Below are 25,742 nucleotides of genomic sequence, written 5' to 3'. Positions count from 1 at the left end.
CGTCGTCATCCGTTGCGTCCGCGGGTGAATCCCTGCTGCAGGGCGGACATGGTGGCGCGGGCCTCGTCGGGCGACGTCCGCGGCGTCGCGGCCTCGTCGTGCGCGGACTCGCGCAACCCGGGAGCGAGGTGCGCCTGTCGCTTGCGGCGCGGCAGACCGCCGGTGACGTCGTCCTCGGCGACCACCGGTTCGGGCCGTGGCGGGGCGGGCGGACGCGGCGGCGGACGGTGACGCCCGTTGTCCCGTTCCCGGACGGGCTCGGGGCGCCGCGCCGGGCGCGACCGGGCCGTGGGGACCTCGGCGTCGGCCGGCGCCGCCTCGGCGCGGGTGAGCAGCCCGGTCGGCACCAGCACGACCGCGGTCGTGCCGCCGTAGGCCGAGCGCCGCAGCGTGACGGTGATGCCCTGGCGCCGGGCCAGACGGCTGATCACGTAGAACCCGAGCTGCTCGCCGTCGAACAGGTCGAGCTGGTGCGCCTCGGCGATCCGCCGGTTGGCCTCGGCCAGCCGTTCCGGCCCCATGCCGAGGCCGCGGTCCTCGATCTCGACGACGAACCCGGCGCCGACGGCCTCGCCGTGCACCAGAACCGTGGTGTTCGGCGGGGAGAACGACGTGGCGTTCTCGACCAGCTCGGCGATCATGTGGGTGAGGTCGGCGACCGCGGCGCCCTGGACGCCGACGTCGGCCATCCGGTGCACCTCGACCCGCTGGAACTCCTCGACCTCGGCGACGGCCGCGCGGACGACGGTCATCAGCGGGACGGGTTTGCTCCACACACGGCCGGGGGCGGCGCCGGACATGATGATCAGACCTTCGGCGTGGCGGCGCATGCGCGCGGCGAGGTGGTCGAGGCGGAACAGGTCCTCCAGCTCGGCGGGTTCCTCGGAGCGCCGTTCCATCGTGTCGAGCAGGCTGAGCTGGCGGTGCACGAGCGACTGGCTGCGCCGGGCGAGTGTGACGAAGACGCCGGACACGCCGGTGAGCAGCTCGGCGCGTTCCGCGGCGGCGGTCAGCGCGGCACGCTGCACGGCGTTGAGCGCGGCGCCGACCTGGCCGATCTCGCCGTCGCTCGGCGGGACGACGGGCACGTCCGCGTCCGGGTCGATCTTCTCGCCTGCCCGCAGCCTGCGCATCGCGCGGGGGAGCCGCCGGTTGGCCAGTTCGAGGGCCGAGTCGCGCAGGCCGACCAGCTCGATCACCAGACCGCGGCCGATCCGCACGGAGATCAGCAGGGCGAGCAGCACGGCGGCGAGTCCCAGCAGGACGGTCACCGCGCTCTCGGTGAGGGCCGCGTTGCCCGCGTCGTCCGCTTCGGCGGCGGCCGCCGCGGCGGCCTCCGAGCGGACGGCGGCGAGGTCGCGCGTGACTGCGTCGAGCGAGGCGGCCCACTGGCCGGAGGTGACGGTCGCGGCGAGCGCGCGGCCCGCGGTGTCGGCCTGCACGGAGTTCTGCACGTCGGTGAGGGCGCGGTAGGAGTCGCTGGTGGTGATGTCGCCGAGGGCTTCCCGCTGGGCGTCCGGCAGGTCGGACAGCAGCCCGGCGGTGAGGACCCGTTGCCCGCCGAGCGCGTCGACGAAGGCGCGGTAGGTCTCGGCGTTCGCGCGTCCGGCGGCTGCGGCGCGGGCCGCGGCGTCCTGCCGGGCGAGCATCTCGCCGACGCGGCCGAGGGCGGGCACGGCAAGTGCGGCCGGGATGTCGTGGATGTCGGCGAGCGCGGATTCGACCGCGAAGGCGGTGTCGATCGCGCCGGAGTAGGCGTCGAAGGTGGCGCGCCAGTCGGCCTGGCGGGCGGTCACCGCGCCCTGGGCGCCGCTCAGCCTGGTCACGTCGGCGACGAGGTCACCGAGGCGGCGGTTCAGGTCGGGTGCGATGCCGGCGAGGTCGGCGGCGACCAGCGTCACACCGTCGCGGAGCGTCGTGAGCGCCGCGCGGGTCTGGGCGTACCGCTGCTCCAGCGCGGGCAGGTCACCGGAGCCGGCGAGGTGGGCGGCGACGACCGCGCGTTCGGCCTGCAGGCCGGTGACCAGGTCGGCGACCGGGGCGGTCAGGTGCGTGTCGAACTCCTCGACCTGACGCTGGTTCCAGGCGGTCTGCACGGCAGAGACCGTGGCGAGGCCCCACAGGACCATGAGCGAGACCACCGGCACCATGAGCAGGGCGACGATCTTCGCGCGGACGGACCGCGGCGTCAGGCGGTCGACGAGCCGGGGTGCCGGCGAAATGCGGGCATGCTTTTCTCGGCGCACGGCCATGGTTCTCCAATTGCGGAATTCGTTCGCGGTTCGCTCAGGTCGTCGTCAGTTCTTTTTGCGGACCTGGGGAAAGCGCGACGAACGCGGAGGTCAGAAAGAGGTAGGAACCCAGCACGACGGTGAGCGGGAACACGAACTGCATAGGGGTGGCACCACTGGTCACGGAATGCCCGGCGTGGACTTCGACGCTGACCGCCGCCATTCCGGTGTAGTGCATGGCGCTGACGGCGACGCCCATCACGAGCGACGCCCCGACCGCGGCGGCCTTGCCGTGGATGTTGAGGGTGGCCCACAGCGCGGCGGTCGCGGCGGCGACCGCGATCGCGACGGACAGTGTGACGACGCCGGGGTCGTAGGAGACGTTGCCTGCCATGCGCATGGCGGCCATGCCGATGTAGTGCATGGCGGCGACGCCCAGGCCGGCGACGACGCCGCCGACGAGCACGGCGAGCGTCTTGGAAACGAGGTATCCCACGGCGAACACGCCGATGCCGACGACCGCGATGGCGACCAGGAGGCTGAGCACCGTGAGCGGGACGTCGTAGCGGATTTCGCTGCCCGTGACGCCGAACCCCATCATCGCGATGAAGTGCATGGTCCAGATCCCGGTGCCGATGGCCATGGCGCCGTTGACGAGCCAGTGGCGGCGGGAACGACCGGTCGCGGAAAGCGCTCGCACCATGCAGCGGAGACCGAGTGCGCTTCCCACGCACGCCATGACGTAGGACAGAACGGGCGTGATCCAGCCGAACGTCAATTCCGTCATCGAGCCCATTGCGTCCTTCGTTCACCGTTGGAAAAAAGCACCACCCCCAGGTCTGCTGAGGGACAATAAGTGAAGGAGCAGAAAATCTCAACGATACTGCGAAGTAGCTAACCGAGGTCAGCAGATAACGTGACGCCCGAGGTTCCGGTTCACGGCTCACGAAGCGTTGTTGAACACAATTAAGGATAGCGGTGACGAAAAATAAGCGCCTGCCGGACGCCGCGCCGGCCGCCCGACATGACTCCGGCCGGCCGCCACGCGGGCGACCGGCCGGTTGATGGTGGTCGGGATGACAGGATTTGAACCTGCGACCCTCCGCTCCCAAAGCGGATGCGCTACCAAGCTGCGCCACATCCCGGTTCGCCCCAGGGCCGGGGCGGTGCGATCACTCTAGCGCGAGCCGCTAGACTCGCAGACGCGCCCGTACGATGCGGGTGCATGCGGGCGTAGCTCAATGGTAGAGCCCCAGTCTTCCAAACTGGTGGTGCGGGTTCGATTCCCGTCGCCCGCTCTCACTGTCTTCGCAGGTCAAAGCACACAACGAGCGGCGGTCCTCGGTCCTGAGGGCCGCCGCTCGTTGTCTCCGTGCCATTACCGTGCCACTAGCTCCCGCGCTGCCGGTAGCGCTCCACCCGCGCGTTCAACTCGTCGGCGATCTGCCGGTCACGGGCGCTCGTCGCGTGCTGGTAGATCAGCGCCGCCCGCACCGTGCTCTGCCCCATCCGCTGCATCAGCTCCCGCGTGGTCGCGCCGGCTTCCGCCGCCATCTGGTTACCGGTGTGGCGGAGATCATGAAAGTGGAAGCCGTCGGGCAACCCCGCCTTGACCAGGAGCTTCTTCCAGTCCACCTCGCGACGGAAGTTCCCGCGGCGCAGCACCCCTCCCCGCTTGCCGACGAACAGCAGCCCGTCCGGACCCGGTTCGGCGAACTCGGCCAGGTGCTCCGCCAGCTCATCGGCCAGGAAGCGGGGAAGGGCCACCGTGCGCACCCCGGCCGCGGACTTGGTGGGGCCGACGTCGAGCCGCCCACTCCGCAGCTCAGCCGTCCGGCGGGCTACCCGCGCCACCATGTTCACCCGGTCCAGGTCCCGCACACGTAGGGCGATCAGCTCACCCCACCGCAGACCGGAGAACGCGGCCAGCAGGATCAGGAACCGGTACCGCCGCGGCATCAGGTCCGCCAGCCGGTACACCTCCTCGATCGACGCGTGCGGCCGCTCCGGTGTGCGGTGCTGGTCCGCGCCCTTGATCCGGCACGGGTTCCGCTTGATCCGCCCGTCGTCGACCGCTGTCGTGAACATCGACCGCACCAGCCGGTACGCCTTCGCCGTCCGGTCCTCCGAGCGCCCGTTGTCGAGCAGATCGGACCGCCACCGGCGGATCACCTCCGTGCTGATCTGGTTCACCTGGTAGCGGCCGAGGAACGGCTCGACGTGGTTGCGCCAGATGCTGTCGTGCTCGTCGCGGGTCCGCTGCGACACCTTCCGTTCCTTGATCCACGCCCGCCCGTAGTCGGCGAAGCTGATCCGCGCCAAGTCGGGATCGAGCCAATCCCCGCGCAGGATCTCGGCCTCCACCACGGACAACCACTGTTCGGCGTCCCGCTTCCCCGGGAACGTGTGGGGCGCGGGGTGAGTGCGCCCGTCCGGCCCGAGGTAGCGAGCCTGCCACCGCCCCGAGGGCAGCTCACGCACCGCACCGAACCGTCGGCGACCCTTCTTGTTCGCCATCACGCAGCCCTCCCCAGGTAGGTCGAGCGTGTGATCGGCTCGACCCGCCCGGCCTGCACGAACGCCTCCAGGTCTTCGAGCTTGAACCGCACGTGCGACCCGACCTTGTGGAAGGCAATCCGGCGCTCCGCGACGATGCGCCGGATGAAGCGAACCGAGGTGTTCAGGTACTCGGCCGCCTGCTCCACGTTGAGATAGCCCCTCTCCATCGATCCCCCTTCACGCCGCGAGCTGAGTTGCCGAAGTTTCTGGCTCCCCTGGTGGTGGCCCTGCCGCGAGAAGCGCACGGTCGTACTCGGCCTTCCACGTGATCCGCTCCGCGATGGCCCGCATGAGCAGGTGAGCCCGCGGTGGCGCGTCCCTGTCCCCCGGCGCGACCTTGCGCCAGATCAGCCGCGCGGTGTCCTCCTCCGGCTTCACGATGCCGACGCCCGCGAGCATGTCCCGCACGAACGCCTTCCGATCCGCCTTGTGATCCGCAAGCGACTTCCCGGACCACTTGCGCGAGACGAGCACTCGCCGGCCAGGCAGCCCGAGCGTGGTTCGCCGGTGCGCACGCCCCTTGCAGTGCCCAGGAGTCGTCCGACTCGTCACCCCGAGCGGCTGCACCCCGTACAGCAGCCATACCGCACACCGCGCCGAACACGGGGTGACCGCCAGCTCAGCGTGAAGGCGGTCGTGGTGCTCCCGCTGCCTCGCCGAGGTCGCCTCGACCACTTCACCCGTCGACTTGGTGAGGTACTTCGTCAGGTACCCGATGTGCCGCCCGGCCTCTTCGGTACCGCCGAGGATGCCCTTCGAGTGCACTTGCCGCCCGAAGGTCACGACATGCGCCGGTTCCTCGACCGCTTCCACAGCCTCCTCCCACTGCGCCAACGGCTCCCGGGTCTCTGGATCCACAAAGGACTTCCTCCACATGTCCCACACCGGAAGCCGATCGTCGCCGTAGACCAGCTGGTCATGCGCCGGCCACCAGACCTGGTGATAGGTGGCCTCGGTGACCTGCCGCAGCACCTCATGCGGAATCGACCCCCGCAACGCCGCATGGAGATGCGGAGCGGTCCGCTTCTGCGGCTCCACGGTCGCGAAGTACTGCACGTCCCACCCGACGACGCGGCGCAGGTTCTGCCACCACCGATCCACCAGGGATGAGAAGTGCACCGCATCCCGCGCCGCCCGCCGGTAGTCATAGGTCGCCATGTCGACCGGGGTGCCGTCCTCTCGCACCCGCCCGTAGGTGTCGCAGGTCAGCGTCACGAACATCGACGGCCGGAACTTCCCGGCGTACTCCCGGCCCACCGTCGTTTTGGCGACCTTCTTCCGCGGCAAGTTGGGCGCGTCCTGCCGCCGCCTGGTCGACCGCTTCACCGGCCGCTTCGACGGCAGATCCGGCGAAGGCAGGCGGCCGCGCATGCCGAGTTGTCGAAGTTCCTCATCCACTCCGCGGATCTCGTCGCGCAGCTCGTCGGCCTGGCCCTCCTCCCCGTGCTCGACCGCCTCCCGATACCGTGCCACCAAATCGGCGCGGAACTCCATCAACTCCTTCTGCTCGACCGTGGGCGGGGCCGGAGTGAAGTCCGGTTCCTCCGTCAGGTGCCAGCCCTCCCGGCACTGCGCCATCCGCAACGCCTTGGCCTTCTTCGCGCACGGACCACAGACGCTCTCCACCGTCGAGCCACACGGCACGGCGACGTAGCGGAGTTCGCCCGTGTCGGGGTCGCCGACCTCCATCGTGAACGGCCGCACGCACACCCCGTGCTTCTCCGCCGTGGCCTTCATGACCTCCGCGGAGAGCGGCTGACGCATCCGTTCTGCCCTGCTCTGCTGCATCAGGCCGCCACACCTCCCCAGTGGCCCACCTGCCCGCCGACGTAGGCCTCCAGCGCCTTCACGGACGCGTCCGGAACCCACCCGGCCCGGACTCGCAACGGCTCCCGCAGGCCTTCGCCCCACACGTAGCCGACACCGGCCGCGGACTCGTCGATCCGGTTCGCCCAGGCACCCCGCTCGTACGCCTGGTCGCCGAGCACCATGCCGACATGCGACTTCGCGGTGACGCGGAGGCAGATGCGCCGCGGGAACAGCTCCCGGACCGGGACCGTCTCCTTCGTCGGCTCCTGCACATAGCCCCGGACCGTGAAGCCCAGCGCCCGCCCCTGGGTGGTCAGCAGGGCGACCTTCTCCACGATCTGCTCACGGGTCTTGCGGTCGGTGTACTTGGTCAGTGCCCCGATCTCGTCGAACTCGATCAGCTCCAGCGGGTTCTCACTGGAGATCGGCACCGACCGCACGCGGCCGGCGAACTCGCTCTTGCGCTTGTCCATCGCGTCCACGAGGTCGTCCAGCAGCGCCAGGGCGTCCTTCGGAGTCACCGCGTACCGGTGGAAGATTCCCCGCCCGTAGGCCAGCTCCATCCCCTTCGGGTCGATCCCGGACACCCTGACCAGCCCCTCCCGGATGGCCGGCGCGATCGCCACGAGCGGGCACCACATCACCGAGTTCTTGCCCGCACCGCTGGCACCCGCGGTCAGGGTGTGGCTGCCCGAGCCGAACAGCGGGACCCGCCAATCCTGCCCGTACTCAGTCCGTCCCGCCCACACGTGCCGCAGGTCAACCGGCATCGACCCGAGCTCCGGGCAGGGAACCGGCGCAGCGAGCAGGTCCCGGCGCTGGAAGTCGATCGACACCACGTCGGGAGCGACCTCCCGCACCTGACACCGGCCGACCTTCCGCGCCGATGCCAGCGCACGAGCCGCGTCGTCGAAGTCCTCCGGCTTCTGGCCCGGCACCAACTGCACCCGGACCTCATCCCACGACGGCCCGGACTTCACCCGCTTGACCTTCGGGATGCGCACACCGGCACGTTCCCGGTCCCGGGTGATCTTCTTCCGCCCGACGAGCGTGACCGTCAGGTCCACCGGGATCGCGTCGTCCTTCACGCTCAACCCGCAGGCGTGCAGCCAGCTCGGCAGTTTCGGCACGTAGATGGCCCACTTCTGCCACCAGGTGCGCAAGAACTGCCCGGCCCACTGGTCGTAGGAGACGAGGTGGAACCACCGCCAGCACGCCAAGCCCGAACCGACCACGCACAGGCTGACCAGCAGCGAGACCCAGCCGACCCAGTAACACCAGGCCACCAGCGCGAGCACGGTGATAGTCGTGCGCGGGTGCATCACGATCTGCGCGACCATCCAGCCGAGGGCTTTGAGCAGCCACCACAGGGCGAAGAACACCACCGCGGCCGCCGCCAGCGCCTCCGCGATCGACGCCAGCGCGGAGCCGAGTTTGTGCAGCACCCAGACGACCACCGCCAGGCCGACCCCGCCGAGGAAGAGGACTCCGAAGGTGTGCGCGTCCATCAGCGACCACCTGCCTTGGTGGTGATTGGCAGCGGCAGTCGGCCGGCACAGGCAGCACATTCGGTGTCGCCGGGGGCCAGTCGGGTGAACTTCTTGCATGCGGCGCACCGCGTCGGGGTGCGGCCCGTTGACACGGCTCGGTCGCCGTTGTCTATCGTTGCCACTTGTCTGCTCCCAGAGGGTGGACAGCGCAGGAGCGGCACGGTTGGTAGCCAGGTTCCGCTTCTGCGCCTTATGTTTCGAGGTTCCTCCATGAGGGCGCGCGTCATCGCCGCACGTCCCCGCGTGCGTTTCGCGTCTACTGTGGACCTTCCTCTAGAGACCTTCGCTGCCGCGGCCCGCACAGGTCCGGCACACGTACGCCTTGTCCCGCATCAGCCGATGGGTGCGTCCGCACAGCCAGCAACGCCGCCGGACCAGCCACCGCCGACGAGGCTTCCGGGACCTGGATGGCACTTCGTTCACCTCCTTCCACAGGGAGAGCACGGGAACGGATGCGTCGTCCGTTCCCGTGCCGATCTCAATCGCCCTTGGCGTTCCGCGGGGCGACGAACGTGCCCTTGGACCGGATCGTCATGACGAACCCGCGCTCCCGCAGAATCCGGGTCGCGTGGCGGGCCGATCCCAGCGAAACGCCGTACTCCACTGCCAACCGCTTCTCACTAGGAAGCCGCGCGTACACCGGAAGCTCGCCCGAGTTGATGCGGTCGGCGATGTGGGCCGCTACCCACTCGTAGACATAGCCCGGCTCCCCACCCTCCGGCCGCCGCCATGCTTGGGCCGGGGGCGCGTGGTCTTCACGCGTCATCATCAGCACTCCTCGCCCACTCACGCGGCCTTCGCCGACTGCTCAGCCGGAGCCTTCCCCGCGCGTCCTCCACCGCTGTTGACGGCCTTGAATCCGGTCGCGCGGAAGACGAAGGACTGGTACTTGAACTCGCCGTTGCCGGCCACTCGCGGCTCCGCGGTCAGCCCCTCCAGCTCCACCGGCCGCATACCCGGCAGCACCTCGCTCGTCGTCGGCACCGGCTGCACGTCAGCGAGGAACGTGACCTCGAAGGACGCGCGCTTGGCGTTCGGCTCCGACGGGTCGGTCACGGTCGCCTTCCACTGGCGCTTGCCGGTCATCTCGTCGACGCGCTGCCGAGCGGGACGACCGGCCGCCCTGTCCTCTCGGGACTGGTACTCGTTGTCCGGCGAGATCTCGCCCACCATCACCAAACCCTGCGGGAACGCGTCATCGAACTCGATCGGGAAGCGGTGTCCCCTGGAAATTGCCATGTCGATACCCCTTGTGTGCCTTCGTGTTCTGTGGTCGAGCGCGACCAGTCATTCGGTGTAGTTCGAGCGGTGACCATCAGCGGAGTCGAACGGGAACGAGCGCGAGCGGTTCTGCGTCTCGCACCAGTCCCCGAACTCGATGGCAGCGACAGCCAGGCTCCGCGCGAACCGAGCGGCATCGGTCAGCCCGCCGATGCGCGCGGGAACCTGGATGACGAAGGTGGCGTCCTCCCCGCCGGCGATGAGTTGCCGGATGCCGGGTGACGGTGAAACGACCTCAGCGCCGTACCCGGCGGCGGGCTGGATCACCACGTGAATGCCCATCTGCTCTCCTGGGGGTCTTGGCTCTCCCGCGTCCGGTGGGGCGCGGTATGACCCAGGAGACACCCGGTTCAGGGCGATCACCCGGACAAACTGTCCGGGTAGGTGTTGCAGAGGGCTAGCGCGAGGTGGGAACGGCCTCGTTCACCGCGTCGAGCACGGCCGACCAGGGCAGTTCACGCCCCGGCGCACTGCGCGGCTCGTGGAGCGGCCAGACGTCCTCACCGTAGACGAGGCGCACACCGGCCCGCTGGAGCGCTGCGATGTGGAACTCCCATGACGGGTGCCTCGCGTGCGCAGCGTTCACCCGCGGGAACACGACGACCGGCAGGTTGCGGGTGCCGATGGCCTCGTTCACTTGCGTCAAAGCCTGGTTGTCCGCAATACCCATCGCGAGTTTGGCGACCATGTTCGCCGACGCCGGAGCGACCAGGTAGCAGTCAACGGGAGGGTGCGGGCTCTTCTCGTCCGGGTCGCGAGACTCAACCGCACCGGGTAGCCGGTCGCCTCCTCGATCTCAGCGAGCGCCCCGGACTTCTGGAGCCAGCGGCCGGCAGTGGGCGTCAGGGTGACGACGACCGTCCACCCTGCTTCCTGCGCAGGCTTGATGACTCGCGGAAGCAGCTCCTCGACACCACCCGCACCGGAACCGACCAGACCGAGCACCCGCGAACCCATGCAGCTACCTCACCGCTCCACAACGCTCAGCCAGCGCCAGGAGCGCCGACGACTTCCGGCCGGCCGTGGCCGGAGCACGACGGTACATCGACCGCACGACCTCGCGGACCACGGTCGAATGCCGCACGATGGCCGGCGACTTCTGCTCAGCCGACAGCAGGGTTTGAAGTGCTTCGTCGTCCTTCGCCATCAGGCTCAGCGCCCGTGCGTAGTCGATCAGGTACGTGACCTGCCGTTCCGCAGGCAAGTGGTCGACGTCGACCTTCGGAGCCTGCTCGATCACCTGCGTCACGTCGCCGAGGTCGAGGGCCGCCGAGAGACGGTGCAGCTCGACGTTCGCCGGTCCGAAGCCGGTGTGCCAGTAGTTCGCATCCACGCCGAGCTGTTCGCCAGCGCGGGTAGCGTGCACGAGCAGGTCATTCGATGTCGCCCGGTCCTGATGACGGGCCGCGGCGACCGCCGTCCGCAGGTAGAGCATGCCGTAGAGGCTCAGCGCCGCCGGATCACCGGCCGCCATCCGTGGAAGCAGCCACTTCGCCGCGGCTTCCCCCAGCTCAAGCGCGTCTTCGAACCGGCCGACAGCCAGGAGCGCATGAGTACCGGACCTCGCAGCCGACGCCAGCACGAGCGGATCGTCCGCCTCGTCGGCCGCCTGCATAGCCCGTTCAGCCGCGATCCAGGACAAGTCGGCCTCACCGATCTTGCTCAACGTGGTCGCGGTGAGGTGATGGATTCGAGCCGAGAGCGCCGCGCAGGTCCGCCGGTAGGCCGGATCATCCGCCGACGCGGCCTCCATCTGCTGAGTGGTCTTGATCAGCCCAGGAAGAGCCTGGACAACCCGGCCGAGGTCGCCCTTCTGATAGCTCGACCAGGCCCCCTCCACGAGCTGCTGCACCGGAGCCGGATCGATGTACTCCGGCGACATGGACGAGGAGAACAACGTCCGCGAGAGCCGCCTGGGAGCCATCAGCGCATCCCGGATGGCCGGCACGTCGTCGTTGCGTTCCTCGTCCTCCATGAGAACGGGCTCCCCAAGCAGGTCCCCGAGAGTCACCCGCAGCGCACGAGCCACGTCCGCGAGCACGTCCAACCTGCGGATATCGCGCTCACCACGCTCGATCTTGCTGAGCCAGTCCTCAGAGCGGCCCACCAGATCAGCTAGAACAGCCTGCGACAACCCCCGACGACGCCGGTAGAAGGCAATACGCTCCCCGATGCTGAGCTGATCACCCGCACCACGCATATGACCAGGTTAGCAGCGCCGGCCTAGGCGTAGCCCCAACTCTGCCGCCTACCAATACATAGCAACAACCGACACTTCTAACAGACTCTCCGCAGCATCCGGCTCCGTGCCAGTAGTAACAAAGTCTACCTTGACAGCAACGTCAGCCCCCACAAGAGGGCCGTACTCGTCATACACCTGCGATCTTGCCGCCGCGTCTCGTTCGTTGTCGATTACTATTCCCGCCTTACGTTCAACAAGTTCCTTCACGGCAGAAAAAACTGCACGCGCGTCAATGACCGAAGTCAATTTAGCATAGTTCTCTCTAGCAATAGTGCGAATCTCAAACAGATCCAACTCATTCAACACCAGACCCGTTCCGCGGGAAATTTCCTGCGCGTAAGAAACCACCGCGAGAATTCGACGATTCGACGAGTCGTCATGCTGAAACTGCGCCATTTCCGCAGCTTTTGAGATATTCTTACTGAACCCCTGCATCTGCTTACCAAAAGCAGGGCTCACAAGCTCTAGCGCATTTGACAACCTGACTGGGTTCCATTCTGGAATTAGACCTTCCCCGTTCAGACGACAAAGAACCGTAAAGCGAGCGGCACTGAAAAGCACACGGCGAACATCCTTCCAGAACAGATCTTGTTCTGTGTCCGCCACCAGGTACAGCGGTTCGATGCTTAAGTTAGAGCCTACATCAGCCAGCAGGCTTGCGGCGGCGGATTGGCGAATAATATAGGACCTATCCTCGAAATTGACCGCCGACCAGTCCACGACACGACATTTGATGGGAATAAGCCCTACCATCAGCTTGTCGAAAACGCGGTTGAAGTCAAGCATCTGATCAAAAATTGGACCACTTAGACTCGCGCGCAACTCCTCACTCTCGTCAGTCAATTCTTCAAAGCTAGACAAGATCGTGCCGAATTGAAAGATTGGGTCGGCTTCCAGTTCAACATTCAGCTCTGCCAATTCGCCACGACGTAGATCGGTCAACGGAATAACCCAACGCGGGTCGGCCTTACGTGAACCGGACAGCATTTCCATCAGTCGTTCCCTCCTAGGAGGCGACGACGAAATAGACTTAGGAGTAGCGATGACGAAGGATTTCTTTTCAGAATCGTACAAGTTCTTAAATAAGGTTTGAATAGTGGCCTTGCTGACCACTTGTGAGTTCACACTTCGACTGGACTCATACTTCGAACCAATGCGGGCTTTACCTACCGCCGCAATGCCAGCCTCGACCTGTCCGTTTACTTCCGCCTTCACACCAGCGGTAGCGCTGTCAGTGAACTCATGCGGCACCTTGCCTTCCCGAGAAGCAAAGAGGCTTGTCACGCTGACTTCGTCAAGGTATATGAATTCACGAAGCTGACGAAGCTTCTCCAAGCGGGCGATGTCACGCCGCTCGTCTCGACCAAACTTCCACCAGTTCATCACTCCGCACGCTCCGCGTGTTGTCCACGCCGCGTCGTGGCGATAAGAGCCCTCTGTTCTGCAACCCGCTGGTACCCACCTAAATAGTCTTCTGTCATCACAATGTCACGATCATCCGACACGGCCAACAAAGCCGCCTCACTCCAGATGGCGCGCAACTCAGCCGAGGACCATCCAGTGGTCATATCCGCGATGCGCGAATGATTCAAACCGTCCGCCACGTGCAAATCTTGGGCGATCGTCCGCAGTATCGCTTCCCGATCATGACGAGACGGATAGTCGAAATGTATTTCCCAATCCAGCCTCCCCGGACGTCGCAACGCGATATCCACATCTTGTGGCCGGTTGGTAGTAGCTATGACGATAACGTTGTCATTCTGATCGAAGCCATCAAGCAAGGTCAGCAGCTGGGCTACAACTCGACGCGAGGCTTCATGCGAATCATCCGCCCGTTGCGGCGCAACACTGTCAATCTCATCGAAGAATACAATAGCACGATCCTTCTTCTTAGCATCTTCAAATATCTCGCGTAATATCTCTTCACTCTGCCCAACATACTTGCTTATGATCTCAGGGCCGCTAATCTTGTAGAACTCAGCGTTTGCCTGGTGTGCGATGATACGTCCTAGTAATGTCTTCCCCGTTCCAGACGGACCGGTAAATAGCACACCCTTTATCGCGCGGGCGTTGATTTTCATCAACTCTTCATGCCGCTGCAGAGGAAGCTCGATCAATTCACGGGTACGCGCCTTGATTTTTTCGTAGCCGCCGAAATTGTCGTAACTGAGGGAGCCGTCTGGGTGCTCGCGAAGGCGCGAAAGGTCAAACGGTTCACCAAGTGAGATATCAAGTTGCGATATCGGTCTTTCAGAGATGACTCGAACGACCCCATCGAGGTCGTTTCCTTCTACGGTAAAACCTACCTCTAATGAGAATCCGGGCGGCAACGGAAGCGAGCGAAGAACCCCATTAACAGCAACTACCACAAGATCGTCCAAGACGGTCTTTACTGTTCCTATCCAAGGCGTTCTCGGCCACAACCCTTCTGGCGCTAAGGTGACGTCTCGCCACGACGGACCTATTAGTACGACGTCGCCAATTTCGATCTCATCGTCATCGTCATCGTCATCGTCAAGAACATACGGAAATATGTTTCCATTAAGTAGGTCAAAGAATACAATACCTGTGTCCGCGTCAATAAATCGCGCTCGCCCGAGGAGACGTTGTGGATCGTTTCCGCCGACAGTCACCCTAATAACACTTTCCCATCATTCCGTTATCGATAGGTGCCGCCCAGAAACGGCAACACCTGAGCGCCAACAAGGGCAAACCGTGACAGCGCGGTGATCGTGCGCAAGCTAGCGACATCTAGACCCCAAGGCTACTCGTAGGCTGCCGAATTTGGCTCTATGGGATCAAGGCGCGCCGCCGGCGGCGGCGCGCTCTGCCCGTTGCCTTGGGTGCCGCGGCAGGTCCCAGACGCGGCTGACGCCGGGCTGCCGCTCCGCTTCGCCCGGCGAGCCGCGTGGCGCGGCAACCCAGCCGGGCACTTCGCCACCGCCGGCGGCGCGCCGATACGGCCGGACCGAGCGCAGCAGCTCATCACCTGGGCAGCCACCCGCCGCCTGCCTGGGCACTCTCACGCTCGGTCTCCTTGCGCCAACGCTATGGATTGAACGTCGTTCGCCAGGAGCCGCGCATTACGTGAGCGCTGGTCACAAGTCGATCACCACCCCGACAGCCGATCGTGACTACGGCCGGTGGCACCGCGTCAAGGCTGGAAAGCGTGCCTTGACCCGGCACCACCGGCCGTGTTCTGGGCTGTTTGTCGGGGTGATGGGAGAGGTGTGGGCAGCTCGACCGGCCGTGCCATTACCGTGCCAGTAGCCCCGGTCAACAGCGGTCAACCGGAGACCTCAGCGGACCAGGAAGCAGCAGGTCAGCACAACCGGCCGGGCAGCAGACGCAATCTTCCAAACTGGTGGTGCGGGTTCGATTCCCGTCGCCCGCTCTTGTCGTCTCCTGGGCGGCGGTCGTTGGTACTGTCGCCGGGTGCCGCGGTTGCTCCTGCTCAACGGCCCGCCCGCGTGTGGCAAGTCGACCCTCGCGGGGCGCTTCGCCGACGATCATCCGCTGACCCTGAACCTGGACGTCGACCGTGTCCGCAGCTTGATCGGCCGCTGGCGTGACGACCCGCACACCGCAGGCCGGCTCGCTCGTGGCGTCACGCTCGCCGCGGCTCGAGCGCACCTGTTGGCCGGGCACGACGTGGTTGTCCCGCAGTTCCTGGGCCGGACGGCGTTCATCGACCAGCTCGAGTGCCTCTCCCGCGAGGTCGGCGCCGCGTTCCACGAGGTCGTGCTGCTCGACAGCAAGGAGAACGTGCTGCGGCGCTTCGCCGAGCGCACCCGCGCGGCTGCCGACCCGCTGCATGTCGAAGCCCACGAGATGATCGGGCGCGACGGCGGGTTCGACGACCTGTCCGTGATGTACGACCGTTTGATGGAGGTCGTCGCGGCCCGGCCGCGGGCCCGGATCGTGCACGTCGAGGAGGGCCAGGTGGACCGGACCTACCGCGCACTGCTGCGCAGCCTGGGCTGAGACGACTGTGGACGACCACCTGCGCCCCGACGTCGAATTGCTTTGGCGCTACCACCACCTGGACCACGAGCCGCGGCGGACGGATGTCGGCGTGGGCCTCGGGAGTCATGATCTGGGAGTCGCCGACCACACCGCCGAGCTGTACCACGCAGGCCGGTTTCCGCTGGTCGTCTTCACCGGCGCCAACGCGCCCACCACGATCGACCTGTTCCCGCGCGGCGAGGCCGTCCACTTCGGCGAGCACGCTCGAGCCCGCGGCGTCCCGGCGGCGGCCATCCGGCTGGAGACCCGCGCCACCAACACCGGCGAGAACATCACCTTCACGCGCGACCTGCTCCGCGACCACGACATCCGCGAAGTCACCCTCGTCTCGCGCCCCTACCAGCAGCGCCGCGCCTACGCGACCTGCCGCAAGCTGTGGCCCGAGGTGGACCTCGTGTGCGCCGCCAAGCCGCAAACCCTCGACGAGCACCTGCACACCATCGGCGACGACGACCGGGTGATCAACATGCTCGTCGGCGACACGCAGCGCATCACCCTCTACGCCGAGCGGGGTTTCGCAATCCCCCAACCCTTCCCGGCGGACGTCCACAATGCCCTGCAGCGCCTCATCGCCGCCGGGTTCACCAAACGCCTGGTCTAGCCGCGCGCCCGATCAGCAGCAGCCAGTGACGACACGCAGTCCCGGCACCGCGGCAGCTTCCGCCACGCGTGGGTCCTCTCCGACGGGATGCAGCGCCTCCCGCAGTTGGACCTCAGCCCGGTCCTCGGGTGGTAGTCGCGCGCCGGGGAGACCCAGTGGGTGGCTCCGGCGTCGCTGTCGGGGAGCCAGCCCCAGTAGACGCACAGTTCCAAAGGCGATCTGCCGTGCATGCGCGGCATCGTGGCGAACACCAGCACGCGACCAACACCAGCCACACCGCCGGTAACACACGGCTTACGAACGTGCGCCCAGTGTTTACCCGCCCACCTGCCGCGCCGTCGCCATCGCCCGCTCCGTCTCCCAGAACGCCCGCATCGACCGGACCAGCCCGTCGTCACCCACCCGGTACACGAACACGCCCTCGGTGTCCACGCGGTACCCGCCGGGCAGGTAGGTCGTGATCGTCCCGACGTTCGCCACCTCGTCGCCCGCCGCGAACGAATCCTTGATCACGAATTCGAACCGCTCGACCTTCGCGATCGCCAGGTCCCAGAACGCCGCGATCCCCTCGTGGCCGTGGTGCCCGCGACCTTCCTCGTCGAACATCGACTTGCCGACCGGGTCCTCGATCACCGCGTCCGGCGCGAACAGCGCCAACCACTCGTCCTTCGCGCCGCGGCAGGTCGCGTTCATCGACCGCCACGATGCGACCCGGGCCGGCGGCTGCTCGGCCTCGACGTCCCAGCACACCTGAACACCCATGACACGCCCCCTCAGAACCGGGAAATGACCTCGTCGGCGAACTTGCGGATCGCGTCCTTCTTCGGGCCGACCGGATCGCCGAACCCGATGCCGTCGAACACCCACGGCTGCGTGACGATGTCGGTCACGCCGATCTCGGCCTGCTCGCGGTAGCCGTCCAGCCCGAACCGGTCGATGCACACCGCCTGGATCTCGAACGGCACGTCGGCCCGCCCGTACTCGGCGCGCAGCTCCGCGAGCCGCGAGATCGTGGAGCGCAGGTCGTCGAACTTCATCATCGCCGAGGACCAGCCGTCGCCGACCCGCGCGGCGCGCTTCAACGCCACCTCGGTGTGCCCGCCGATGTAGAACGGCACGTGCTCCGACGGCGCCGGGCTCATCTGCAGCTTGTCGAAGTCGAAGAACTCGCCGTGGTACTCGACCATCCCGCCGTCCAGGATCAGCCGCAGCACCTCGATCGCCTCGTCCACGCGCTTGCCGCGCTTCGCGTACGGCGCGCCGCACCACTCGAACTCCTCCGGCGACCAGCCGACGCCGAGCCCGAGCCCGAACCGGTTGCCGGACATCACCGCGACCGACCCGACCTGCCGCGCGAGCAGCACCGGATTGCGCGAGCCGAGCTTGAGGACCGACGTGTAGAACTCGATCCGCTCGGTCACGGCGGCCATCGTCGCGACCGCCACCAGCGGGTCCGCCCACGGCGTGTCCGCGGTCCAGAACCGGCTGCCGTCCGGCGTGTACGGGTACTCGGCGGACACGTGCTCGGAGTAGAACAGCGAGTCCGGCAACGCGATCGAGGAGAAGCCGCACTCCTCGGCGGTGCGCGCTAGCTCGGTGAACTGGTCCAGTGGGTTCATCGCGACCGAGAGGGTGAACTTCATGCGACCGAGACTATAACGTGTTCTAGTTTTCGTCGAGAGCGGAACAGCTTGCGGCCGCGTTCCGCCGGCTCACAGACTGGTCCCCGTGATCCAGGAATTCGCCGGCGACGTCGCGTCGAACTACGCGCGCTTCCGCCGCGGGTACCGGACGGAGGTCTTCGACCTGCTGGCGGCGGAGTTCCCGCTCGGCCGGGTGCTGGACCTGGGCTGCGGCACCGGTCAGCTGACGGTGCCGATGGCCGCCAGGGCGGGCGCGGTGATCGGCATGGACCCCTCCCCCGACATGCTCGCGCACGCCCGCGCCGCGGAGGTCCCGAACGTCGTGTGGGTCGTCGGCGCGGACAGCGACGTGCCCGCGCTGGAGCCCCTCCTCGGCGCGGGCGGCCTCGACCTCGTCACCATCGGCCAGGCGCTGCACTGGATGGATCCCGGCCCGCTGTTCGCGGCACTGTCCCGCCTGCTCCGGCCGGGTGGCGGCGTCGCGGTGATCGCCAACGGCACCCCGGTCTGGACGCAGCGCACCCGGTGGGCGACCGCGATCCGGCAGGTGTCCACGCGGTGGCTGGGCGCGCTGGACTTCCCCGCGTGCGGCAGCAGCGACGCCGAGCGCGCGCGGTACCGGGACCTGCTCGAACGGGCGGGGTTCACGCCGGTGCGGGAACATCGCCTTGATCACACCGAGCGGCTCGGTCTCGACGAGGTGGTCGGCGCCCTGTACTCCGCCGGCGCGCTGGAGAAGCTCGACGCCGCAGGCCGGCGCGGTTTCGACGCCGACCTGCGGGCGGCGCTCCGCGAAGCCGAACCCGGCGGCGTCTACACCGAGGAGGTGCCTGTGCGCGTCCTGTGCGCGAGCTGGGAACCATCGGCGTAGCGTCCGCGTTGTCCGGTTCAAGACACCGAACTTCCGGGAGTAAGCCATGGGCACCGCGATCACCGTGATCGTGCTCCTCGTCCTCATCGTGGGCGGCATCGCCTACTTCGCGAAAGCCCAGGCCGCCACGCGGCGGCGCCAGCTCGACGACGCCAAGGCCGACGCCCGGCGCCTGGTCGAGCGCCTGGGTGGCCAGGTGCTGAACCTCGTGGGTTCGAACGAGCCTGCGAAGCAGGCACTGGCCGACGCGTCCGAGCGCTACAACGCGGCCGGCTCCCAGCTGGAGCAGGCGCAGACGGCCGAGCAGGCCAAGCTCGTCAAGGAGACCGCGCTCGAAGGCCTCTACTACGTGCGCGCCGCGCGCGAGGCGATGGGCATGGACCCTGGCCCGAAGCTGCCCGAGGAGACCGAGCGCGAGCGGGCCGGCAAGGTCACCGAGCACCGCAGCGTGGACGTCGAGGGCAGGCACTACGAGGCGTCGCCGAACCCCGGCGACAACACGCCCTACTACTACCCGGGTGGCCGCGTGGCCGGGCGCCCGGTGCCGCAGGGCTGGTACAGCGAGCCGTGGTGGAAGCCGGCGCTCGTGGCGGGCGCGTGGGGCCTCGGGTCGATGTTCCTGTTCAGCGCGATGTTCAGCGGCATGGCCGGCATCGCGAGCGCCGAGGCGTGGGAGTCCGGCTACGACGCGGGCCAGGAGGACGCCATGGCCGACGCGGGAGCCGACGGCGGCGACATGGGTGACGCCGGCGGCGACGCGGGCGGGGACTTCGGCGGCGACATGGGCGGCGACTTCGGCGGAGGCGACTTCGGCGGGGACTTCGGCGGCTTCTGACGCCTCAACGTACAGCGGGCCGGACACCACGTCCGGCCCGCTTTTTCAGGCCGCTTGGCAGACCGGGCACCAGTACAGGTTCCGCCCGGCCAGCTCGGTGTGGGCGATGGGGGTGCCGCAGACCAGGCATGGCTGCCCGGTGCGCCGGTAGACGTAGACCTCGCCGCCGTGCCGGTCCTGCCGCGGCGCGCGGCCGGTGACCTCGGGCAGGTGCTCGTCGTCCACCGTGTCGATGCGGCCGATCCGCACGCCCTTGCGCATCAGCGCCACGAGGTCGGTCCACATCTCCTTCCACTGCACGTGGTCCAGCGCGCGGCCGGGCACCGTCGGGTTGATCCGGTGCCGGAACAGCACCTCCGCGCGGTACACGTTCCCGATACCCGACACGACCTTTTGGTCCATCAGCAGCGCGGCGATGGACGTGCGGGACGCCGAGATCCGTTGCCACGCCTCGTCCGGGCGGGCGTCGCGGCGCAGCGGGTCGGGGCCGAGGCGCGCCTTGATCGCGTCGACCTCGTCCGGCGTGAGCAGCTCGCACCGGGTGGGCCCGCGCAGGTCCGTCCAGTGCGTCCGGCCGGTCAGCCGCAGCCGGACCTGGCCCACCGGCGGGGTTTCCGGCAGTTTCGCCTCGGTGAACGTGCCGTACAGTCCCAAGTGGACGTGCACGGACCCGAGCGGGCCGAAGTCGTGGAACAGGTGCTTGCCGTAGGCCTCGGCTTTCAGCATGACCTGACCGTCCAAAAGGGCCGCCTCGCTAGCGAAGCGGCCCTGCGGACTGGAAACGCCAACCGGCGCGCCCGCGTACCGCCGCTGGTGCAGGCGGGCGAGCCGGTGGAGGGTGTGCCCCTCGGGCATCAGGCAGGCAGCGGCGGCGGGGTGCCGGTGCGCTCGTAGTCGAGCATCTGCTGCACGCGGCGGCCGTGCCGCTCGTCCTCCGACGGCGGGGTCGACAGGAACGCGTCGACGATCGCGGTGGCCTCCTCGACGGTGTGCATGCGCGCACCGAGGCCGATGAGCTGCGCGTGGTTGTGCTGGCGGGCGAGCTCGGCGATCTCCGGCTTCCAGGCCAGCGCGGCCCGGGCGCCCTTCACCTTGTTCGCGGCGATCTGCTCGCCGTTGCCGGAACCGCCGATGACGATGCCCAGGCTGCCCTCGTCCGCCACCACGCGGCGGGCGGTCTCGATGCAGAAGGCCGGGTAGTCGTCGGCGGCGTCGTAGACGGCCGGGCCGATGTCGGTGACCTCGTGGCCCTGGCCCTTCAAGTACTCGACCAAGTGGTTCTTCAGCTCGAAGCCGGCGTGGTCTGATCCCAAGTAGACGCGCACGGGTGGAGTCTCGCATCCGGGTGGAAGCCGGGCATGCTGGGGGTGTGGACGCGTTCGCCCAGGACGGGCATGACCTGCGGTTGGAGTGGGGTGCGGAAGGGGTCGCCGAGCTGGGGCGGCAGTGCGCGGTGCTGATCGTCGTGGACGTGCTGTCGTTCAGCACGACCGTGGACCTGGTGACCGGCCGCGGCGGCCGGGTCCGTCCCCTGCGCTGGCGTGGTGGCCAGGTGCCGCTGCCGGCCGCGGTCGGTGCGGATCCCGGGCTGCTCGACCTACCGTCCCCGAACGGCGCGACCCTGTGCGCCGAGGCCGCGGGGACCGGCGCGACGGTGCTCGTGGGCTGCCTGCGCAACGCCTCGGCGGTCGCGGCCGCCGCCGACCAGCTGGCCGGCGAGCGCCCGATCGGTGTCGTCCCGGCCGGCGAGCGCTGGGGCATCAACATCACGACCACCGCTCCCCGCGGACCGCTCCGGCCGTGTGTGGAGGACCTCCTCGGCGCGGGCGCGATTGCCGCCGCGCTGTCCGGCCGCGACGCCTCCGCCGAGGCGCTGCTGGCCGCCACCGCCTACCGCGGCACCGACATCGCCGAAGCGCTGCGAGGATGTGTCTCCGGGCGGGAACTCACCCTCAACGGCCACGGACGGGACGTCGAGCTCGCCGCTCAGGTGGACGTCAGCACCGTGGCCCCCGTCCTCGTCGGCGATCTCCTGGAGGCAGCGTGACCTGGCTCGAACTGGCCGACGGCGTGCACGCCCGCCGCTACGAGCATCTGGACCAGACGCTCGGTCTGGTGGTGGGCGCCGAGCGGTGCCTGGTGATCGACACCGGCTGCGACGAGGTCCACGGCGCGGCCTTCGCGGCGGAGATCCGCGAGATCACCGCGCTGCCGTGGGTCGTGGTCATCACCCACGCCCACTTCGACCACCACTTCGGCACCGCCGCGTTCCTGCCCTGCCCGGTGTGGGCGCACGAACGCTGCCGGGACGCGCTCATCCGCGAAGGCGAGTCCGACCGGGCGGCGTGGGTGCGCCGGCTGGCCGGCCAGCCGGAAGCCGAGCGGCTCGCCGCGGCCCGGCTGGTGCTGCCGGACCACCTGCTCACCCACAGCGTCCAGCTGGACCTCGGCGGCGGGCGGTCCGTCGAGCTGGTCCACCCCGGCGTGGCGCACACCGACCACGACGTGGCCGTGCACGTGCCGGACGCCGGGGTGCTGTTCGCCGGTGACCTCGTCGAGCAGGGCGCGCCACCGTCGATCGGACCGGACGCGCACCCCGCACACTGGCCGTCGGCGCTGGGCCGGCTGCTCGCGCTCGAACCCGCCACGATCGTGCCGGGGCACGGCGATCCGGTCGGCCCGGACTTCGTGGCCGCCCAGCGCGACGAGCTCAGTCGAAGTTGAGCTCGCCGGTGCGGGTGCGCTTGAGCTCGTAGAAGTCGGGGTAGCTGGCCAGCAGCCGGGCGCCGTCGAACACCTTCAGGGCGTCCTCGCCCTTCGGGATCGAGCTGAGCACCGGCCCGAAGAACGCGACGCCGTCGATGTGGATGGTCGGGGTGCCGACGTCCATGCCGACCGGGTCCATGCCCTCGTGGTGGCTCTTCTTCAGCGCGTCGTCGTACTCGGCGGAGTCGGCCGCCGACGCGAGGTCGGCGGGCGCGCCGACGGCTTCCAGGGCCTGGCGGGTGACCTCGGGGATGTCCTTGTTGCCCTGGTTGTGGTAGCGGGTGCCGAACTCGGTGTAGAAGTCCCGCAGGACCGCCTCGCCCTTCTCCTGTGCGAGCGCGGTGGCCACGCGCACCGGGCCCCACGCCTTCTCCAGCAGCTCCTTGTACTCCGCGGGCAGGTCGCGCCCGCTGTTGAGGACCGCGAGGCTCATGACGCGGAAGGTCAGGTCGAGGTCGCGCTGCTTCTCCACCTCGAGGATCCAGCGCGAGCTGATCCAGGCGAACGGGCAGACGGGGTCGAAGTAGAAGTCCACCCGTGTGCGCTCTGCGGTCATCAGTGTTCTCCCTGTGGGTGCTGGGGCCGTCAAACGGGCCAACAGCACGCGGAGTGCACTTGTTCCCCGCCGGAACATGATTGGATAGCGGGATCACCGAGAATGACAACCGCGAGCGTTTCCGAGGTGCCTGTGCCCGCCCCTAACCTGACCCGTGACCAAGCCAAACAGCGTGCCGAGCTGCTCGAGGTCGAGTCCTACGACATCGCCCTCGACCTCACGGACGGTAACGGCGGCCCGGGCGAGAGAAGCTTCGACTCGAAGACAACCATCCGGTTCGCCGCCACGAAGCCGGGCGCGAGCACGTTCGTCGACATCGTCGCCGGCTCCGTCCGCTCCGCGACGCTGAACGGCACGGCGCTGGACGTCTCCGGCTACACCGAGGAGAACGGCGTCGAACTGCCGGACCTCGCCGCGACCAACGAGCTGGTCGTCGAGGCCGACTGCCGCTACATGAACACCGGCGAGGGCCTGCACCGGTTCGTCGACCCGGTCGACGACGCCGTGTACCTGTACACGCAGTTCGAGACGGCCGACGCGAAGCGCATGTTCGCCTGTTTCGACCAGCCCGACCTCAAGGCCACCTACCGGCTGACGGTCACCGCGCCGAGCGACTGGAAGGTCGTGTCCAACGCGCCGGTGGAGAGCACGGAGAAGACCGCCGAGGGCGCCACCCGCACGGTCTTCGCCACCTCCGAGCGCATCTCGACGTACCTGGTCGCGTTGATCGCCGGCCCGTACGCGGAGTGGCACGACCAGTACACCGACGAGCACGGCACGATCCCGCTGGGCATCTACTGCCGCGCGTCACTGGCCGAGCACATGGACGCCGAGCGACTGTTCACCGAGACCAAGCAGGGTTTCGCCTTCTACCACAAGGCGTTCGCCACGCCGTACCCGTTCCGCAAGTACGACCAGCTGTTCGTGCCGGAGTTCAACGCGGGCGCGATGGAGAACGCGGGCGCGGTGACGTTCCTGGAGGACTACGTCTTCCGCAGCCGCGTCACCCGCTACGCCTACGAGCGGCGCGCCGAGACGCTGCTGCACGAGATGGCGCACATGTGGTTCGGCGACCTGGTCACCATGCGCTGGTGGGACGACCTGTGGCTGAACGAGTCGTTCGCGACGTTCGCGAGCGTGCTGGCTCAGGCCGAGGCGACCGAGTACGAGCACGCCTGGACGAGCTTCGCGAACATCGAGAAGTCGTGGGCCTACCGGCAGGACCAGCTGCCCTCGACGCACCCGATCGCGGCCGACATCGTGGACCTGCAGGCCGTGGAGGTGAACTTCGACGGCATCACCTACGCCAAGGGCGCCAGCGTGCTGAAGCAGCTGGTGGCCTACGTCGGGCTGGACCACTTCCTGGCCGGGCTGCGGGTGTACTTCGGCAAGCACGCGTGGGGCAACGCGACGCTGGCCGACCTGCTCAGCGCCTTGGAGGAGGCCTCGGGCCGCGACCTGTCCGGGTGGAGCGCGCAGTGGCTGGAGACGACCGGCCTGAACTCGCTGCGGCCGAAGTTCGAAACCGACGCCGAAGGCCGGTTCACCTCGTTCGCGGTGCTGCAGACCGGGGCGAAGCCGGGTGCGGGTGAGCTGCGCACGCACCGCATCGCGGTCGGCGTCTACGACGACGAGAACGGCAAGCTGGTCCGCAAGCAGCGGGTGGAGCTGGACGTCGAGGGCGAGCGCACCGAGGTGCCGGACCTGGTCGGTCAGCCGGCGGGCAAGCTGGTGCTGGTCAACGACGACGACCTGACGTACTGCACGATGCGCCTGGACGCCGGTTCGCTGACCACGCTGGTCGACCGGATCGCCGACATCACCGAGCCGCTGCCGCGGACCCTGTGCTGGTCGGCCGCGTGGGAGATGACCCGCGAGGCCGAGCTGAAGGCCAGGGACTTCCTGCAGATCGTGCTGCACGGGATCCACGCGGAGACCGAGGTCGGTGTCGTGCAGCGGCTGCTGCTGCAGGCGCAGACGGCGCTGAACTCGTACGCGCAGCCGTCCTGGGCGGCGGCCGAGGGGTGGCCGCAGTTCACCCGGAAGCTGCTGGAGCTGGCCCGTGCCGCCGAGCCGGGTTCGGACCACCAGCTGGCGTTCGTCAACTCGCTGGCAGGCTCGGTCCTGGACGACGCGACGGTCGACGTGCTGGCGGGCTGGCTCGACGGGTCGAACCCGCTGGAGGGCCTGGTCGTCGACGCGGACCTGCGCTGGCGCCTGCTGAACGCGCTGGTGGCGCACGGCCGGGCGGCGGACGAGGAGATCGACGCGGAACTGGCCCGCGACGACACCGCGACGGGCCGCCGCCACGCCGAGTACGCCCGTGCCCTGCGCCCGACCCCGGAGGCCAAGGCGGAGGCGTGGCAGCGCGCGGTCTACGACGACGACCTCCCGAACGCGATGAGCAACGCCATCATCGGCGGCTTCTCCCACCCCGGGCAGAAGGACCTGCTGACGGGCTACGTGAACACCTACTTCGCCGCCATCGACGAGGTCTGGTCCCGCCGATCGAGCGAACGCGCCCAGCCCACGGTCGTCGGCCTGTTCCCCGCCTGGGCGGTCGAACACGCCACGGTGCAGGCCGCGGACGAGTGGCTGGCCGGCGACCACCCTGCTGCCCTCCGGCGGCTGGTTTCGGAAGGCCGGGCCGGCATCGTGCGCGCACTGGCAGCACGGGAATTCGACGAGGCCTGATCAACAGAAGCAAAAGGGCGCCGGGCACAAGCAGCTCGGCGCCCTTTTTGCTTTCAACAAACGCAAGCCGGCAACGAA

At 68.1% G+C, this 25,742-nt stretch carries 24 protein-coding genes, 2 tRNA genes and 1 pseudogene; 8 read left to right on the top strand and 19 right to left on the bottom strand.

Going from position 1 to position 25,742, the window contains the following annotated elements; all coding sequences use genetic code 11:
* Positions 1-5: 5 nt before the first annotated feature.
* From ACCP09_RS07640 to ACCP09_RS07630, 3 genes are all read right to left on the bottom strand, one after another.
* Positions 6-2,246, bottom strand: coding sequence for a sensor histidine kinase (locus tag ACCP09_RS07640; RefSeq protein ID WP_433744422.1), 2,241 nt, complete (start codon positions 2,244-2,246; stop codon positions 6-8).
* Between the two features lie 40 nt (positions 2,247-2,286).
* A complete protein-coding gene (locus tag ACCP09_RS07635) occupies positions 2,287-3,018 on the bottom strand; it encodes an MHYT domain-containing protein (RefSeq protein WP_228684872.1) in 732 nt (243 codons plus the stop codon).
* 281 nt (positions 3,019-3,299) lie between these two features.
* Positions 3,300-3,376 (bottom strand) — tRNA-Pro (locus tag ACCP09_RS07630).
* 82 nt (positions 3,377-3,458) lie between these two features.
* Here ACCP09_RS07630 and ACCP09_RS07625 point away from each other — a divergent pair.
* Positions 3,459-3,529 (top strand) — tRNA-Gly (locus tag ACCP09_RS07625).
* Between the two features lie 91 nt (positions 3,530-3,620).
* On the opposite strand, the gene ACCP09_RS07620 is transcribed toward ACCP09_RS07625, so the two are convergent.
* The 11 genes and pseudogenes from ACCP09_RS07620 to ACCP09_RS07570 form a co-directional block, all read right to left on the bottom strand.
* Positions 3,621-4,748, bottom strand: a complete 1,128-nt coding sequence (locus tag ACCP09_RS07620) for a tyrosine-type recombinase/integrase (RefSeq protein ID WP_433744419.1) — start codon at positions 4,746-4,748, stop codon at positions 3,621-3,623.
* Positions 4,748-4,957: a helix-turn-helix domain-containing protein gene (locus ACCP09_RS07615; RefSeq protein ID WP_167499005.1), complete on the bottom strand. Its 210-nt coding sequence runs from the start codon at positions 4,955-4,957 to the stop codon at positions 4,748-4,750. The genes ACCP09_RS07620 and ACCP09_RS07615 overlap by 1 nt, the downstream gene beginning before the upstream one ends.
* Positions 4,958-4,967: 10 nt before the next feature.
* A complete protein-coding gene (locus ACCP09_RS07610; RefSeq protein WP_433744415.1) occupies positions 4,968-6,578 on the bottom strand; it encodes a replication initiator in 1,611 nt (536 codons plus the stop codon).
* On the bottom strand, positions 6,578-8,107 hold the full coding sequence (locus ACCP09_RS07605) for an FtsK/SpoIIIE domain-containing protein (RefSeq protein ID WP_433744412.1): 1,530 nt from the start codon (positions 8,105-8,107) through the stop codon (positions 6,578-6,580). The genes ACCP09_RS07610 and ACCP09_RS07605 overlap by 1 nt, the downstream gene beginning before the upstream one ends.
* Positions 8,108-8,627: 520 nt before the next feature.
* Positions 8,628-8,918, bottom strand: coding sequence for a GntR family transcriptional regulator (locus ACCP09_RS07600; protein WP_433744409.1), 291 nt, complete (start codon positions 8,916-8,918; stop codon positions 8,628-8,630).
* Positions 8,919-8,935: 17 nt separating this feature from the next.
* Entirely contained in the window at positions 8,936-9,388 is a 453-nt protein-coding gene (locus tag ACCP09_RS07595; protein WP_433744406.1) for a hypothetical protein, read from the bottom strand.
* Positions 9,389-9,436: 48 nt separating this feature from the next.
* Positions 9,437-9,712, bottom strand: coding sequence for a hypothetical protein (locus tag ACCP09_RS07590; RefSeq protein ID WP_433744403.1), 276 nt, complete (start codon positions 9,710-9,712; stop codon positions 9,437-9,439).
* A gap of 115 nt (positions 9,713-9,827) precedes the next feature.
* Positions 9,828-10,387 (bottom strand): annotated as a pseudogene (locus ACCP09_RS07585) (flavoprotein).
* Between the two features lie 4 nt (positions 10,388-10,391).
* Positions 10,392-11,630 carry a helix-turn-helix domain-containing protein gene (locus tag ACCP09_RS07580; RefSeq protein WP_433744400.1) on the bottom strand — a complete coding sequence of 413 codons (1,239 nt, stop codon included), beginning with the start codon at positions 11,628-11,630 and terminating at the stop codon, positions 10,392-10,394.
* A gap of 48 nt (positions 11,631-11,678) precedes the next feature.
* Entirely contained in the window at positions 11,679-13,055 is a 1,377-nt protein-coding gene (locus ACCP09_RS07575) for a DUF6414 family protein (protein WP_433744397.1), read from the bottom strand.
* The gene (locus tag ACCP09_RS07570) at positions 13,055-14,305 is read right to left on the bottom strand and encodes an ATP-binding protein (RefSeq protein WP_433744394.1); all 1,251 of its coding nucleotides are present in this window, start codon (positions 14,303-14,305) and stop codon (positions 13,055-13,057) included. The genes ACCP09_RS07575 and ACCP09_RS07570 overlap by 1 nt, the downstream gene beginning before the upstream one ends.
* An 802-nt stretch (positions 14,306-15,107) precedes the next feature.
* Between ACCP09_RS07570 and ACCP09_RS07565 the strand changes: the two genes are divergently transcribed.
* Together ACCP09_RS07565 and ACCP09_RS07560 are read left to right on the top strand one after the other, a co-directional pair.
* On the top strand, positions 15,108-15,656 hold the full coding sequence (locus ACCP09_RS07565) for an AAA family ATPase (protein WP_027931729.1): 549 nt from the start codon (positions 15,108-15,110) through the stop codon (positions 15,654-15,656).
* A 7-nt stretch (positions 15,657-15,663) separates the two neighbouring features.
* Entirely contained in the window at positions 15,664-16,299 is a 636-nt protein-coding gene (locus ACCP09_RS07560) for a YdcF family protein (protein WP_433744391.1), read from the top strand.
* Between the two features lie 315 nt (positions 16,300-16,614).
* Here ACCP09_RS07560 and ACCP09_RS07555 read toward each other — a convergent pair whose 3' ends face one another.
* On the bottom strand, positions 16,615-17,061 hold the full coding sequence (locus ACCP09_RS07555) for a nuclear transport factor 2 family protein (protein WP_017987656.1): 447 nt from the start codon (positions 17,059-17,061) through the stop codon (positions 16,615-16,617).
* 11 nt (positions 17,062-17,072) lie between these two features.
* Positions 17,073-17,942, bottom strand: a complete 870-nt coding sequence (locus ACCP09_RS07550) for an LLM class F420-dependent oxidoreductase (RefSeq protein WP_433744387.1) — start codon at positions 17,940-17,942, stop codon at positions 17,073-17,075.
* 85 nt (positions 17,943-18,027) lie between these two features.
* On the opposite strand from ACCP09_RS07550, the gene ACCP09_RS07545 reads away from it, so the two are divergent.
* Complete coding sequence (locus tag ACCP09_RS07545) at positions 18,028-18,813, top strand: class I SAM-dependent methyltransferase (protein WP_433744384.1); 786 nt, start codon at positions 18,028-18,030, stop codon at positions 18,811-18,813.
* 46 nt (positions 18,814-18,859) lie between these two features.
* Positions 18,860-19,648, top strand: a complete 789-nt coding sequence (locus tag ACCP09_RS07540) for a hypothetical protein (RefSeq protein ID WP_017987652.1) — start codon at positions 18,860-18,862, stop codon at positions 19,646-19,648.
* Between the two features lie 45 nt (positions 19,649-19,693).
* Here ACCP09_RS07540 and ACCP09_RS07535 read toward each other — a convergent pair whose 3' ends face one another.
* Both ACCP09_RS07535 and ACCP09_RS07530 read right to left on the bottom strand, forming a co-directional pair.
* Positions 19,694-20,503 carry an Fpg/Nei family DNA glycosylase gene (locus tag ACCP09_RS07535; protein WP_433744380.1) on the bottom strand — a complete coding sequence of 270 codons (810 nt, stop codon included), beginning with the start codon at positions 20,501-20,503 and terminating at the stop codon, positions 19,694-19,696.
* Entirely contained in the window at positions 20,503-20,973 is a 471-nt protein-coding gene (locus ACCP09_RS07530) for a ribose-5-phosphate isomerase (RefSeq protein ID WP_017987650.1), read from the bottom strand. The genes ACCP09_RS07535 and ACCP09_RS07530 overlap by 1 nt, the downstream gene beginning before the upstream one ends.
* Positions 20,974-21,017: 44 nt before the next feature.
* Between ACCP09_RS07530 and ACCP09_RS07525 the strand changes: the two genes are divergently transcribed.
* Together ACCP09_RS07525 and ACCP09_RS07520 are read left to right on the top strand one after the other, a co-directional pair.
* Positions 21,018-21,695 carry a 2-phosphosulfolactate phosphatase gene (locus tag ACCP09_RS07525; protein ID WP_433744489.1) on the top strand — a complete coding sequence of 226 codons (678 nt, stop codon included), beginning with the start codon at positions 21,018-21,020 and terminating at the stop codon, positions 21,693-21,695.
* Positions 21,692-22,372, top strand: a complete 681-nt coding sequence (locus tag ACCP09_RS07520) for an MBL fold metallo-hydrolase (protein WP_433744376.1) — start codon at positions 21,692-21,694, stop codon at positions 22,370-22,372. The genes ACCP09_RS07525 and ACCP09_RS07520 overlap by 4 nt, the downstream gene beginning before the upstream one ends.
* Here the strand turns inward: ACCP09_RS07520 and ACCP09_RS07515 are convergent.
* Positions 22,359-22,970, bottom strand: coding sequence for a mycothiol-dependent nitroreductase Rv2466c family protein (locus ACCP09_RS07515; RefSeq protein ID WP_433744373.1), 612 nt, complete (start codon positions 22,968-22,970; stop codon positions 22,359-22,361). The two genes, ACCP09_RS07520 and ACCP09_RS07515, sit on opposite strands and share 14 nt — an antisense overlap.
* A 132-nt stretch (positions 22,971-23,102) precedes the next feature.
* On the opposite strand from ACCP09_RS07515, the gene pepN reads away from it, so the two are divergent.
* A complete protein-coding gene (gene pepN, locus ACCP09_RS07510) occupies positions 23,103-25,664 on the top strand; it encodes an aminopeptidase N (RefSeq protein WP_433744370.1) in 2,562 nt (853 codons plus the stop codon).
* Positions 25,665-25,742: the final 78 nt, after the last annotated feature.

The sequence above is a fragment of the Amycolatopsis sp. 3B14 genome, assembly GCF_050958625.1.
Taxonomy (GTDB): Bacteria; Actinomycetota; Actinomycetes; order Mycobacteriales; family Pseudonocardiaceae; genus Amycolatopsis_E; species Amycolatopsis_E thermoflava.
The sequence above is the reverse complement of the archived record's forward strand: the minus strand, read 5'-3'. Positions and strand labels throughout refer to the sequence as shown.